At 39.5% G+C, this 12558-nt stretch carries 13 protein-coding genes; all 13 read right to left on the bottom strand.

Annotation, left to right across the window (positions count from 1 at the left end; translation table 11 throughout):
- Positions 1 to 11: 11 nt before the first annotated feature.
- The 13 genes from IGJ28_RS16390 to argR all read right to left on the bottom strand — a co-directional run bounded on the left by IGJ28_RS16390 (position 12) and on the right by argR (position 12505).
- On the bottom strand, positions 12 to 737 hold the full coding sequence (locus IGJ28_RS16390) for a LytTR family transcriptional regulator DNA-binding domain-containing protein (protein ID WP_081131622.1): 726 nt from the start codon (positions 735 to 737) through the stop codon (positions 12 to 14).
- 603 nt (positions 738 to 1340) lie between these two features.
- Complete coding sequence (locus IGJ28_RS16385) at positions 1341 to 1700, bottom strand: phage holin family protein (RefSeq protein WP_003126225.1); 360 nt, start codon at positions 1698 to 1700, stop codon at positions 1341 to 1343.
- Positions 1700 to 2005 (bottom strand): PspC domain-containing protein, encoded by a 306-nt coding sequence (locus IGJ28_RS16380; protein WP_003126224.1) that lies wholly within the window; start codon positions 2003 to 2005, stop codon positions 1700 to 1702. The genes IGJ28_RS16385 and IGJ28_RS16380 overlap by 1 nt, the downstream gene beginning before the upstream one ends.
- Positions 2006 to 2056: 51 nt before the next feature.
- On the bottom strand, positions 2057 to 3625 hold the full coding sequence (gene liaX / locus IGJ28_RS16375; RefSeq protein ID WP_252711425.1) for a daptomycin-sensing surface protein LiaX: 1569 nt from the start codon (positions 3623 to 3625) through the stop codon (positions 2057 to 2059).
- 408 nt (positions 3626 to 4033) lie between these two features.
- Positions 4034 to 4711, bottom strand: coding sequence for a phosphate signaling complex protein PhoU (gene phoU / locus IGJ28_RS16370; RefSeq protein ID WP_003126222.1), 678 nt, complete (start codon positions 4709 to 4711; stop codon positions 4034 to 4036).
- 12 nt (positions 4712 to 4723) lie between these two features.
- Complete coding sequence (pstB, locus tag IGJ28_RS16365) at positions 4724 to 5482, bottom strand: phosphate ABC transporter ATP-binding protein PstB (RefSeq protein WP_003126221.1); 759 nt, start codon at positions 5480 to 5482, stop codon at positions 4724 to 4726.
- Positions 5483 to 5513: 31 nt separating this feature from the next.
- Positions 5514 to 6320, bottom strand: coding sequence for a phosphate ABC transporter ATP-binding protein PstB (pstB, locus tag IGJ28_RS16360; protein WP_438845489.1), 807 nt, complete (start codon positions 6318 to 6320; stop codon positions 5514 to 5516).
- 13 nt (positions 6321 to 6333) lie between these two features.
- Complete coding sequence (gene pstA, locus IGJ28_RS16355; RefSeq protein WP_003126218.1) at positions 6334 to 7218, bottom strand: phosphate ABC transporter permease PstA; 885 nt, start codon at positions 7216 to 7218, stop codon at positions 6334 to 6336.
- Positions 7218 to 8138, bottom strand: coding sequence for a phosphate ABC transporter permease subunit PstC (pstC, locus tag IGJ28_RS16350; protein ID WP_003126217.1), 921 nt, complete (start codon positions 8136 to 8138; stop codon positions 7218 to 7220). The genes pstA and pstC overlap by 1 nt, the downstream gene beginning before the upstream one ends.
- A gap of 118 nt (positions 8139 to 8256) precedes the next feature.
- Positions 8257 to 9111 carry a phosphate ABC transporter substrate-binding protein PstS gene (locus tag IGJ28_RS16345; RefSeq protein ID WP_003126216.1) on the bottom strand — a complete coding sequence of 285 codons (855 nt, stop codon included), beginning with the start codon at positions 9109 to 9111 and terminating at the stop codon, positions 8257 to 8259.
- 410 nt (positions 9112 to 9521) lie between these two features.
- Positions 9522 to 10250 (bottom strand): alpha/beta hydrolase, encoded by a 729-nt coding sequence (locus tag IGJ28_RS16340; protein ID WP_252711426.1) that lies wholly within the window; start codon positions 10248 to 10250, stop codon positions 9522 to 9524.
- A 122-nt stretch (positions 10251 to 10372) separates the two neighbouring features.
- A complete protein-coding gene (gene recN, locus IGJ28_RS16335; RefSeq protein ID WP_103299678.1) occupies positions 10373 to 12043 on the bottom strand; it encodes a DNA repair protein RecN in 1671 nt (556 codons plus the stop codon).
- 12 nt (positions 12044 to 12055) lie between these two features.
- The gene (gene argR, locus IGJ28_RS16330; RefSeq protein ID WP_003126212.1) at positions 12056 to 12505 is read right to left on the bottom strand and encodes an arginine repressor; all 450 of its coding nucleotides are present in this window, start codon (positions 12503 to 12505) and stop codon (positions 12056 to 12058) included.
- Positions 12506 to 12558: the final 53 nt, after the last annotated feature.

Here is a 12558-nt window from a genome sequence, read left to right as displayed (position 1 = left end):
TATATGTATTTTTAATCAATCGCTTTTCTTATTTTCTTACCCACTTCTAATTCTTCACCGCTAAAAAAAGAAAGAATGTTGTTTGTTCGATCAATTTTCCTGATTTGTCCTGTATTGATAATGTAGGATTTAAACACTTTATAATAAGCGGGTAGGTCCAATTGCTTGATGACTTTCAAGGACATCTCAATGTATTCGATCGACTTCTTTTGGTGAAGAACGATTTGGTTGCGCTCTTCTTTGACCGTTGTGATATAGTTGATTGATTCTGCATCCATAACGATCAATTCTCGTTTGTTTTCAAGCTTTAATAAGTGCTTTTTGCCTAATAATGATTGCTTTACTTCTATTGCTTCAATTAACAAGTTTCTTAGTTGGTGTTTAAACGCTTCTTTTGTATCAATGATCCCTAATGGGCACAGGAGATTCATTTTTTTCATCTGTATCTTTGAAGCATCTATTCCATAAAAAGCTATTTGACATTTTTTACATTGGCTTCTCAATCTTCCTGCTAATTGAAAACCTCGATCATATCCTTTCATATCAGTGGAAAATAAGAATAAATCATTGATATCGGTAAGGTGTTCATTAATAAAACGCTCAAATTGGTCCGGCAGGAAAATTTCTACTGAAGCACACGGAAGTTGGCATTCTTGGATCGCTTTTTTTAGCCACTCTCCATTAAAAAAATTATCATCTACTACATAAACAGCAAAGTTGCTTAAATTTGCAGACATCTAAGTTCTCCTTTTTTACATCATTTTTAATTGTATTATTAATCAAAAATGCCCGCTTGCACTTTCAAGCGCATTAAAAGAACCTTTGTGCAAAAATTCAGCTGTATTTAAGAACAATATAACTATTCACTTAGTTAGTCGTAGTGGATATTCAGCAAGAATTGTTTCCGTAGATTTTAGAATGGTACTCTAGCGTGGGCGGCTTAACTGCTTAGACTATTCGTTTTAGTGAATAGCTATTAGTCAAAAAAAGTGGTGCGATGATACTGCTCGTATTCCCATCGATCCCCTTCATAAAATACTACTTCTATCAATATTTATCACTGCGAAACAATAACAAATGGAACTAATAGACACGAGTATTTTCACAGATTTTTCTACTCAATTTAACATGACACAGCTAGATGAACATGACAAAAAATGGTTATTTCGAAGAAATAATTGGCGGATTTGTCTTTCTTTTATAAATATTACAAAAAAAGATGTTTTGCTTTTCTTATTATTACAGTTTGTTTGTTCACATTGTTCTTTAATATTAAAAAACAAAAACATCCACACGTTCTTTCAACATAGCTAGCTATGTATCAGAAACGTGTGGATGTTTTATTTTGTATATTTTTCAATATGGTGTTCAGTCACAATCATATTGATCACTGACATAATCAAAGCAACCAGAATCGCTGCACCAAATGAGGAAAAGCCAAAGTTAGCAGCTCCTACAAAAGTTGAAGTCAAATTTAGCATTAAAGCGTTGATGACAAAACTGAAAAGCCCAAATGTCAACAGCGTTAATGGAAATGAGATGATACTCAAGATTGGTTTGATCAACGCATTTAAAATAGAGAGAACAAAGCTGGCTACTAATGCCATCATGATGCTACGTACATGGACCATGTTTGGCAGCAATACTGCCAGAGCAACAAAGGTGAGTGTATTCATTATCAGTCGTTGAAAGTAGGACATTAGAAGTCACTCCAGTCCTCATCCTCGACTTTATCTGCTTCTTTGCGCGGACGATTTGTTTCTTTGTTGTTCGCTTTGTAGTACTGATTGTCGTGTCCATATCCACCAGAGCTTTTGCGTCCAGAAGGGATCAAGATCGCCATGATGACATAAAGGGTGATCCCAGGGAAACCAGCTGTCACTAATGATAGAAAGACATAGATCACACGGATGATCGTTGGATCGATTCCTAAGTATTCTGCTAAACCTCCCAGAGTACCTGTAATCACTACATTATTGGTTGATTTCGTTAATCGTTTGTTCATTTACCTTCACCTTCCTTCTGACAATCTATCTATAGATCTGATGGAATCAGATTATTGTTCTGTGTCTTTGATAAAGACATTCCCAGTCGTTGTTGAAAGATCGACTTGTGCTACTTTATCAGCTACGCGGCGGAATTGCAATAATTGGTTCATACGTTCTTTTTTCTCACGCACGATTTCAAAATTGCTCAGCCGTTGATTGATACTTCCTAAGCTGGTTTTTGCCAAGCCTTCAAATCCAACTGATTGTGGTAATGCTACTTTGACATTTCCGTTGACTGAGCTAGCATTTAATTTTTGTAGTCGGTCTTCTTTGTAAGTGATTCGGATATTACCGTTCACTAGAGAAATTCCAGTATTTTGTGGTGTCGCGGTAAGAGTAACATCCCCATTGACAGTTTCAATGATAGCATCAAGGATATCTCCATCTTGAACCAAGATATTTCCATTGACACCTTCAATCTCCAACATCGTAGCATCTACTTTGCGGAAATCGATCGTACCGTTGGTTGATTTCGTATAAACATCTCTTGCCACCAATTCGTCAAATGTTACATTCCCGTTCAACAATTTCACTGCAACATGATCATAGGTACGTGTCGGCAGATAGAAAACCAGATCAGCGCGGATACGCTTGTTTGGAATTTGGAATGAAATGCGTTCATCGTCAACATCAATTTGGCTTCGTGCATCAAAAGCATCGAAAGGTGTTGCAGCATCCATTTTACCATAGAGTTTGATTTTAGCATCCACTTTCACACCCGGTTGATCCCACAAGCGGAATTCAACATTTCCGTTTGCTAATTTCACATCGATCAATGTTGCTTCTGTTTCAGCATATTCAAAGGTATGTTCAAATTTCGTTGCTGCTACTCCTGGAACTTTCAGATTGATATCTTTCCATTCCATGTTATCATTCACTGATTCTGAAACAGCACGAACTGTTTTTTTCAAGAATTGACCAAATTGAGTACCTGCATCAACCATTTTTTCACTGACTTGAGTAAATGTATCAGAGGCTTGTTCTTTCCAGTCATCTGGAATATCAAGTTTTTGGCTGATTTTTTCTTTTGTTTGTGACCATTGGTCTTTGCGAATATTTTTCAACTTCGCATCCAATGTCGCTTTTTCTTCGCTCAAACTATCTAATGAATCTTCTAGAGAAGCGATTGTCGCTTCCGTCTCTTGCCGTGTTGCAAGTTCTTCTTCAGATAATTGATCCAATTCCTCTTTTGTGTTCAATTGCATGAGAACTTCTTGTGCTTCTTTCAGTTCCTCTTTTACACCTTGAATTTCTACATTGATCTCATCTAATTCAGCAGAAGCTTGGTTTGCCTCAGTTGCCAATCCGTCCAAGATTTTTTCAAGATTTTCTTTATCTTGTGCTTCATTTTGACGAAGTTTTTCTCCACCATCAAAAGAAGCTTCTTCTTTCTCGTGGGCTTCTTCAACTTCTTCAAAAAAGTCATTATTTGTCTTATCAGCGGATACTTCAGCTGCAGCTTTGTTGATTTGATTCTCGTCTTTGGCTTTTGCCATTCCTTCCAGCAAATCCAATGCTTCTTCTGTAGAAAGCACACCTTTTTTCACTAAATCCAATACACGTTCTCTTTCGTTCATGGAAATTGCCTCCTTCAGCAAATTTTTGTTTGCAAGTTTAGCTTACGAACCTATTATGCCTGTTTTTCCGCAAACTGTCATAGGTCTTAAGTACCAAGTTTTTATCAATCCGAAGTTCTTTCAATAAAAGAGTAATTGTTCTGCTTGAAATCAGAGAAGATGATTCTTTGTGAAAGGAAAACTTGTGCTTATCAGCTTTATCTAAAAAAACTACAAAAAAACTGTACTACAGAAGAACAGAATAGCGCAAGAATAACCTCACACGTTTTCCAATAGTTTATCCATGATCCCAGATCAATGATACGCTATTTTTCATCTCTCTTCTTACAGTACAGTCCGTACAATAATAATATACATTCATGTGAAAGCTGATGAGCTAAATCTATATTTTGAACAAAGATATACTCACTACATCAGCTCAGAACGATTACTATTTAACTCACTGATCTTACCAGTAGCCAAATAAACGATCCATTCGCAAATATTTGTGACATAATCACCAATCCGCTCGAGATATTGGGCCACAGAAAGATAATCCGTACCACTGACAACTGTCTCAGGATTGGCTTTCATGCTATCAATCGTTTTATAATAGATATCTCGATAGTAATCATTTACCCGCTCATCCATTTGTGCAATCATCCGGGCGTCTTCTTGGTCCGTTTTTACATAAGCGACCAAAACATTGTCCACCATTTTTTTGACATAGTCAGACATATCGGAAATTTCTTTCTCAATCTCTGCAATTCGGGTCTCGCCTTTAACACGAATCGTTGACTTTGCGATAGATACCGCGTGATCTCCCATTCGTTCCAAATCGGAACTAGCTTTCATCACAGTGATGATCATTCGCAAATCAGTCGTTACAGGTTGTTGCAAGGCAATCATTTCGAAACTTTTCTTCTCAAGTCGAACTTCCATATTGTTGATTGCTTCATCGTTTTCTATTACTTCTTGAGCGATCTCTTTATCATGCTTCACATAAGCGCGAACAGATTTATGGATCGCACTACTTACAAGCATCCCCATTTCATAAAATTGATTGTGAAGATTCAGTAATTCTTCTTCAAATTGTGTACGCAACATTGCTTTTTCCTCCTAACCAAATCTTCCTGAAATATAGTCTTCTGTTTCTTTCTCCCTCGGACTCAAGAATACTTTCTTGGTATCATTGAATTCGATCAAGTTGCCATCTAAGAAGAAGGCTGTTTTGTCAGAGATTCTTGAAGCTTGAGACATGTTATGAGTCACAATGATCATTGTGTATCGTTCTTTTAGTGTCAAAAGGGTATTTTCGATTTTACCTGATGAAATAGGATCCAACGCACTGGTTGGTTCATCTAACAAAATGATTTCCGGATCGACAGCCAATACTCGGGCAATACAAACCCGCTGTTGCTGGCCGCCAGACAAAGAAAGCGCACTTTGATGAAGCTTATCTTTGACATCATCCCATACTGAGGCAGCTTTCAAGCTTTCTTCCACGGTTTTATCGAGAATCTCTTTGTCTTTGACACCCTTTAATTTTAACCCATAAATAACGTTTTCGTAAATCGAAAAGGGAAATGGATTCGGTTGTTGGAAAACCATACCGATTTCTTTCCGTAAATCTACTGTATCTTGTTGCGGACTGTAGATGTCTTTTCCTTTATATACGACACTCCCTGTGATCGTGACACCAGGAATCAAATCATTCATCCGATTCAACGAACGAAGATAAGTCGACTTGCCGCAGCCGGAAGGACCGATCATTGCAGTAATTTCTCCTTTATTGATGGAAAGATCGATTCCTTTTAGTGCTTCTTTTTTTCCATAATATAAATGCAGATCTTTTGATGTGATAATTTCTTCTGCCATTTCTTAGCCTCCGTTTACTGATCGGATCAGATTAGCCAAAGTGACCTGATACATAATCTTCTGTTGCTTGGATTTTAGGACGCGTGAATATTTTTCGTGTGTGATCATATTCAATTGCATTTCCCAAGTAAAAGAACGCGGTATAGTCACTGATCCGTGCAGCTTGCTGCATGTTGTGCGTCACGATAATAATCGAATAATCTTGCTTTAAGTTGACCAATGTTTCTTCAACCATTCCGGTAGAGATTGGATCTAGCGCACTCGCTGGTTCATCCAAAAGTAAAATATCCGGCTTCATAGCGATGGCACGAGCAATACACAGACGTTGTTGTTGTCCCCCGGACAATGCTAAAGCACTTTTATCCAGGCTGTCTTTGACTTGATCCCACAGAGCGGCTTGTTTCAAACTTGTTTCAACGATCTCGTCTAATTTCTTCTTGTTCTTTTCACCATGACGACGCAAAGCAAATGCGATATTGTCATAAATTGATTTACTGAAAGGATTTGGACGTTGAAAAACCATACCAATCCGTTTGCGCATTTCATAGACATCGACTTCTTTCGTATTGACATCGACACCCTTGTACATAATTTGACCCGTTACTTTCGTATTCGCAATACCATCGTTCATGCGATTCAATGAACGAAGATAGGTCGATTTCCCACAACCAGAAGGTCCAATCAATGCGGTAATTTTGTTTTTTTCAAATTGCAGATCGATTCCTTTGATCGCTTCATTCGTTCCATACCATACGTGCAGATCATTTGTATAAAGAGCGACGTCTTCTGGTCGATCAAAGGTAATGATATTGCGTTCTTCCCAATTATAATCATTCATACAGTGATTCTCCTTATGCTGACGTCATTTTCTTATACAATCGTTTACCGATTGCACGAGCGCCAAAGTTAAACAATAGAACAGCGATGATCAGGACAGCTGAAGCGCCAGCTGAAACTTGGATTCCATCAGGCATCGTTCCTTCTGTATTGATTTTCCAAATATGGACAGCCAATGTTTCCGCTTGTCGGAAAATGCTGATCGGGCTGGAAACACTCAGCGGGTTCCAATTTGAAAAGTCTAACGCTGGTGCACTCTGACCGGCGGTGTAAATCAATGCTGCGGCTTCCCCGAAAATACGTCCCGAACTTAGGATCACACCAGTCAATATCCCTGGTGTTGCTTCAGGAACGATGATTCGCATGACTGTTTCCCAGCGTGACAATCCAAGCGACAACCCAGCTTCACGCTGTGTATAGTGGATGGCTTGCAATGATTCTTCTACATTTCTTGTTAGTAATGGTAAATTGAAAAACGTTAGTGCTAGGGCTCCTGAAATAATCGAGAATCCGTAACCGAATTGGATAACGAAGACTAAAAAACCAAAAAGACCGACTACAACTGAAGGCAACGAACTAAGAATCTCAATCGATGTTCTCACTACATCTGTAAACCAATTCTTTTTCGCATATTCGGATAAATAGATCCCGGCACCTAATGAAATCGGGAAACTAATGATCATTGTAACCAATAAAAGATACAATGAGTTGAATAGCTGAATCCCAATCCCACCACCTTCTTGATAAGCTTTGGAAGGTGAGGTCAAAAATTCCCAACTAATATGAGGAATCCCTCGTACTAAGATATAAAGCAATAAAGAAGCCAAAATCAAAACAATGATTCCTGCTACAGCATAAAGCACACCAGTCGCAATTTTATCTGAGCGTTTTGCATTCATTATTTCAACGCTCCTTTCTTACCAATCAATCGAATCACAATATTGAACAATAAAGACATCAATAATAAGATCAGCGCTAATGACCATAGCACGTTATTTTCAACAGTCCCCATAATCGTATTTCCGATTCCCATCGTTAGAATCGATGTCAATGTTGAAGCAGGTGTCACCAAGCTAGACGGCATCAATGCCGCATTCCCGATCACCATTTGGATGGCCAATGCTTCACCAAATGCCCGAGCCATTCCAAAGACGACTGCTGTTAAAATCCCTGGAACTGCTGCCCGCAAAACAACTTTGTAAATCGTTTGCCATCTTGTTGCTCCAAGAGCAAGTGAGGCTTCGCGATAGTGTCTTGGGACTGCTCGCAACGCATCGACAGTCATTGTCGTCACAGTTGGCAAGATCATGATAAACAGAACAAATGTCCCTGCCAGAATCCCAAAACCAGTACCGCCAAAAACAGAACGGACCGCTGGAACAATCACGGATAGTCCGATAAATCCGTAAACAACGGATGGGATCCCCACTAGTAACTCGATAACTGGCTGCAAAATCTTTTCACCGTTGCGAGGGGAAACTTCTACCATAAAGACAGCTGCACCAATCGCAAATGGTGTTGCGATAATCGCTGATAAGAAAGTTACCACAAATGAGCCGACGATCATCGGCAATGCGCCGACAAGCGGCTGTCCATCTGGACCAACAGCACTAGGGTTCCATTGTGTACCAAACAAGAAATCAAACACATTTACTTTATCAACGAAAAACGTGGCAAGCCCACGACTTGCTACAAAATAAAAAATTGAAATCACAACCAAAACGATCAATGCGATACAAAGAAAACTAATGAGCTTTCCCCGCTGCTCCATTTTTGCTCGCTTAGATTTTTTCGTTAACACTTCTTTTACATTTTCCACGAGGGATTCCTCCTCAAAAATCAAACTAAATTCACAAATATTAGTTTATCGCTCGAACATCAATTTCTGTTAAACCTTTTGTAAATTTTTCGGCAACATTGTAAATTTTGTGTAAAGGTTACTTGATGACGTTTCCTTCCCAATCACGTTCAACTTGCATTCTTGAAATAGGAATATAACCAAGATCCCCAACAATGTGCTCTTGAACTTCATCCGAAAGGATATACTCTAGGAATTCTGCTGTCAGTGCTGTAGGTTCTCCCTTCGTATACATGTGTTCATACGCCCAGACTTTCCAGTCATTTGTCGTCACATTTTCGTCTGTCGGTGCTACGCCATCAATAGAAAGAACATTGACATCATCCGTCACATAAGAGAATGCAACGTAACTGATAGCTCCCGGCGTATCCGAAACAATCGAACGGACCATTCCACTTGAATCTTGTTCTTGCGATGGGATTGCTGTTTCTCCATCCATGATCCATTTTTCGAAGGTTCCTCTTGTTCCGCTTCCTGCCGCACGGTTCAATAGAACGATTTTTTGATCATTCCCCCCTACTTCTTTCCAGTTGGTAATTTCGCCTAGAAAAATCTTTCGTAAATTTTCTGTAGAGATATCAGATACACCGACATTTTTATTTACAATAGGAGTGATTCCTACTACAGCTACTTTATGATCCACAAGTGCTTTAGCATCGATACCAGACTTTTCTTCTGCAAACAGATCTGAGTTGCCGATATCTACAGCACCTGCTTGAACTTGACTCAATCCTGTACCACTACCGCCACCTTGAACATTAATAAATCTGCCTGGGTTTTCATTTTGGAATTCTTCTGCCACAGTCTCTACTAACGGCTGTAATGCGGATGAGCCGACAGCGGTGATCGATTCCCCTTGATCGATCCATTTTGCACATCCTGATAATAGAATGACCAAGCCTAAAACTGGTCCCAAAAATTTCAATTTTTTCATGATAACGCTCCTTGTTCTCTCCAAAGTTAAATACAATTATTTCCATTTTACCATTTTATGAAATTGTTGAAAATTATTATTTGCTAATATTTCTCACTCCTGACAAAAATTTACTCCATTTCCTACAATCACTTACAGAAAATAACTAAAAGTAAAAAAGTAAAAATTTTTTTCAATTAGTAAAAAGAAGTATATTGTCAATTCTTACTGTGCTATACTGGATAAGAAAACAATTATTAAAAGAACATAATAACCTTTCTTGCTTCCCCAATCAAGAATAGCCCCAAATTATGTTCAACGTTTTCGTGATTTCATCAACATTTCCCCAAATGTATGTTGAATCAAAACGGCGGCAGAAGTGGTCATTTATGTACCAGCTTCTGCCGTCTTTTTTTGTCCAAAATAACGGATTATTGTGTTTTATCCAGGTTATCTAACCATTGTGTGAGTTTCTCAGCGATCTGTTGTTGTTGTTCCTCATTTGAAATCGAGGCAGCTCCGTCACCACGCTGTGAGCCGTAACTACCAAAACCAGCGTGATTGCCTCCTGAGATTGTTTCGAAAATAGCTGAATCCGGCAAATAGGTTTTTGCTGCTTGATAATTCTCTTGATTCAATACCTCGTCATTGCTAGCAGTGAGAGAAAGCACAGGCAATTTAGTCTCTGCTAAACTGCCTTTTTCATCTGGATAACTCGCTAAGAAAAAGACTCCCTTTAAGCCATTCTTTTGACTAGCGGCATAACGGCTTGCCATCACGCCACCCAATGAATGCCCGCCAATCACATAGCCATTATGTGGAAATTCGTTTAAAATATTCTCTGCTCGATTTCCCCCAAGGACCGCCATATCAAAGGGCATCTTGACGATTGCAACCGAGTATCCTTTTTCAGACACCTCTTTTGCCCAAATACTGTAACTTTCTGCATCTACTAATGCTCCCGGATAAAAAACAACGAGTGGTTTTTCAGGGTCTCCAGAGAAATAAAGCGCATCTCGTTTCTCTTGCCCTTTCGAAAGAGCTGCTTGAGCGGCTTCACTTGCCGTATAGTGTAATTTTTGCCAGCCCAACCATCCACCTGCTCCGATCAACAGTAGGCCGATCACTAGACCAAGTAGTATTTTTTGATATTTTTTCATTTTCCATCCTCCAAAATCAACAAAATGGAACCGCCTGAACCAAGCAGTCGCTTCTTAACTAGTTTGAAGGGAGCGGCACTTGCGTTCGCGTTTCCATTTTGTGGGTAACTTCTTTCAAGCATTTACTGATGAGCCAAGGCTAACAATTCACGCGCATGCTCTACTGTCAGTTCTGTGATTTCTGCTCCTGATAACATACGAGCAATCTCAGTCACTCGTTCTTCATAGGATAACTGACGAACTCGAGTCTCCGTCCGTCCTTCTTGGATCGCTTTTTCAATAAAATATTGATAATCAGCTACTGCGGCTACTTGCGGCAAATGAGTGATACACAATACTTGGGAATTCAACGCAATTTTTGAGATCTTTTCAGCAATTGCTTGCGCCACGCGGCCACTGACTCCGGTATCTACTTCGTCAAAAACAATACTCGTGATCCCTTGTTTCCGTGAAAAAATCGATTTCAATGCTAATAAGATACGAGACAGCTCACCACCAGATGCTACCCGAACCAACGGCTTCATGCCTTCCCCAGGATTGGTCGTGAGATAAAAAGCCACACTATCAAATCCAGTAGCTGTCAACTGCTTGCCATTTGCAAAGCGAACTTCAAACTGTGCATGTTCCATATAGAGGTCGTTCAATTCTTGCACAATTTCTTTTTCTAATCGATGTGCGATTTCTCGCCGCTTGACATGGAGTTGTTCAGCAAGAGCCCAAACAGCATCGGCCTTAGCTGTCAATTGCTCTTCTAACTGTTCCAGCTGGCCTTCAGTATAGGCAGATTCAGAGATCTCCTTACTAATTTCTTCATAATAAGCTAGGATGACGGAGATGGACTCGCCGTATTTGCGCTTCAATTGACGAATCGTTTCCAGTCGGTTGATAACTTCTTCTAGACGTCCTTCATCAAGTTCAAGGTTATCTAATTGTCGTGAAATATCAGAAGCAGCATCCTGCAACAAATAATAAGCGCTCTGGATCGTTTCAGTGATTTTTTCATAGGCTTGATCTAAGTGGGCGATAGATTGGATCTCGGACAGTGCCACACTTACACCGTCGACACTGCTCATTTCTTCTGAAGAGAGCGCACCATAACTTTGCCCCAGTGCATCGACGATTTTCTGATAGTTGGTTAACTTCTCACGTTCTTCGATCAGATTTTCTTCTTCGCCCTCGATTAATTCAGCCTGTGCGATTTCTTCTTGTTGGAATCGCAGCATATCCATCCGTTGAACATATAATTGTTCATTTTCCTGAATATTGCGAACCTGTTTTTCTAAATTGCGGTATTCCTGATAGGCATCCTGATAGTGCAACAGTTCTGCTTTGAAACCATCATCGCCAAACCCATCTACCAAGCTAAGATGCCTTTCCGGCTGTAATAACTCTTGATGTTCGTTTTGTCCTTGAATATCAACTAAAAAAAGACCAATCTTTCGCAGACTTGCCAAGGTGACCGTACGTCCATTGACACGACAGATTGTTTTTCCTGCTTGTGTGATATCCCGTTGGACGATCAGCACATCTTCTTGATCAATGCCTAATTCTTCTGTCAGTTCTTGAAACTCAGACTGCTGCGGCCATTCAAAAAGGCCTTCCAGTCGGCATTTCTCTGCTCCTTGACGCAAGTAGTCAGTAGATCCGCGTCCGCCGGCTAACAAGCCCATCGCATCAATAATGATTGATTTCCCGGCACCTGTTTCACCTGTCAAAGCTGTCATTCCTTCATGAAAAGAAAGGTGTAAGTGGGAAATAATTGCGAAATTTTGAATGGTCAACTCTAAAAGCATGGATTGCCTCCTCTACATAAATCGTTGAAAATCTTTAAACAAAGTTTCTGCATCTGCTTCTGTTTTAGTGATCATCAATACATTGTCATCATCATTTAAGGTACCAAACAGTTCCTTTGCATATTGTTTATCGATCAAATTTGCCAAAGCGGAAGCATTTCCCGGCAATGTGCGTAAAATAACGAATTTATCCATTCGATCAACAGAAACAAAGGCAGCTTTCAAAATCTTTTCTAATTTGGCAATGACATCTTCTGACGTTTCTTGAGGAATGCTGTAGCGGTAGCCACCTTTTTGTGAAGGGACTTTGACTAGCTTCATTTCTTTGATATCGCGGGAAATTGTCGCTTGTGTGACCGACACCCCTTTTTCCTGAAGCAATTCGACAAATTCTTCCTGTTTTTGAATATCTTGCTCACTAAGCAATCGTGTTATCAAACGATGACGCTCTTTTTTTCTCATCTCTCGTTCCTCCTGATTGAATTCCTACTAATTTTATCCTATTTTTAGACAGA

Source organism: Enterococcus sp. AZ091 (genome assembly GCF_051714805.1).
Taxonomy (GTDB): domain Bacteria; phylum Bacillota; class Bacilli; order Lactobacillales; family Enterococcaceae; genus Enterococcus_D; species Enterococcus_D gallinarum.
The sequence above is the reverse complement of the archived record's forward strand: the minus strand, read 5'-3'. Positions and strand labels throughout refer to the sequence as shown.

What these genes read in the sequence shown, in the direction of transcription:
- IGJ28_RS16390 (WP_081131622.1), bottom strand. Translation starts at nt 737, where the DNA reads ATGTCTGCAAATTTAAGCAACTTTGCTGTTTATGTAGTAGATGATAAT.
- IGJ28_RS16385 (WP_003126225.1), bottom strand. Translation starts at nt 1,700, where the DNA reads ATGTCCTACTTTCAACGACTGATAATGAATACACTCACCTTTGTTGCT.
- IGJ28_RS16380 (WP_003126224.1), bottom strand. Translation starts at nt 2,005, where the DNA reads ATGAACAAACGATTAACGAAATCAACCAATAATGTAGTGATTACAGGT.
- liaX (WP_252711425.1), bottom strand. Translation starts at nt 3,625, where the DNA reads ATGAACGAAAGAGAACGTGTATTGGATTTAGTGAAAAAAGGTGTGCTT.
- phoU (WP_003126222.1), bottom strand. Translation starts at nt 4,711, where the DNA reads ATGTTGCGTACACAATTTGAAGAAGAATTACTGAATCTTCACAATCAA.
- pstB (WP_003126221.1), bottom strand. Translation starts at nt 5,482, where the DNA reads ATGGCAGAAGAAATTATCACATCAAAAGATCTGCATTTATATTATGGA.
- pstB (WP_438845489.1), bottom strand. Translation starts at nt 6,320, where the DNA reads ATGAATGATTATAATTGGGAAGAACGCAATATCATTACCTTTGATCGA.
- pstA (WP_003126218.1), bottom strand. Translation starts at nt 7,218, where the DNA reads ATGAATGCAAAACGCTCAGATAAAATTGCGACTGGTGTGCTTTATGCT.
- IGJ28_RS16345 (WP_003126216.1), bottom strand. Translation starts at nt 9,111, where the DNA reads ATGAAAAAATTGAAATTTTTGGGACCAGTTTTAGGCTTGGTCATTCTA.
- IGJ28_RS16340 (WP_252711426.1), bottom strand. Translation starts at nt 10,250, where the DNA reads ATGAAAAAATATCAAAAAATACTACTTGGTCTAGTGATCGGCCTACTG.
- recN (WP_103299678.1), bottom strand. Translation starts at nt 12,043, where the DNA reads ATGCTTTTAGAGTTGACCATTCAAAATTTCGCAATTATTTCCCACTTA.
- argR (WP_003126212.1), bottom strand. Translation starts at nt 12,505, where the DNA reads ATGAGAAAAAAAGAGCGTCATCGTTTGATAACACGATTGCTTAGTGAG.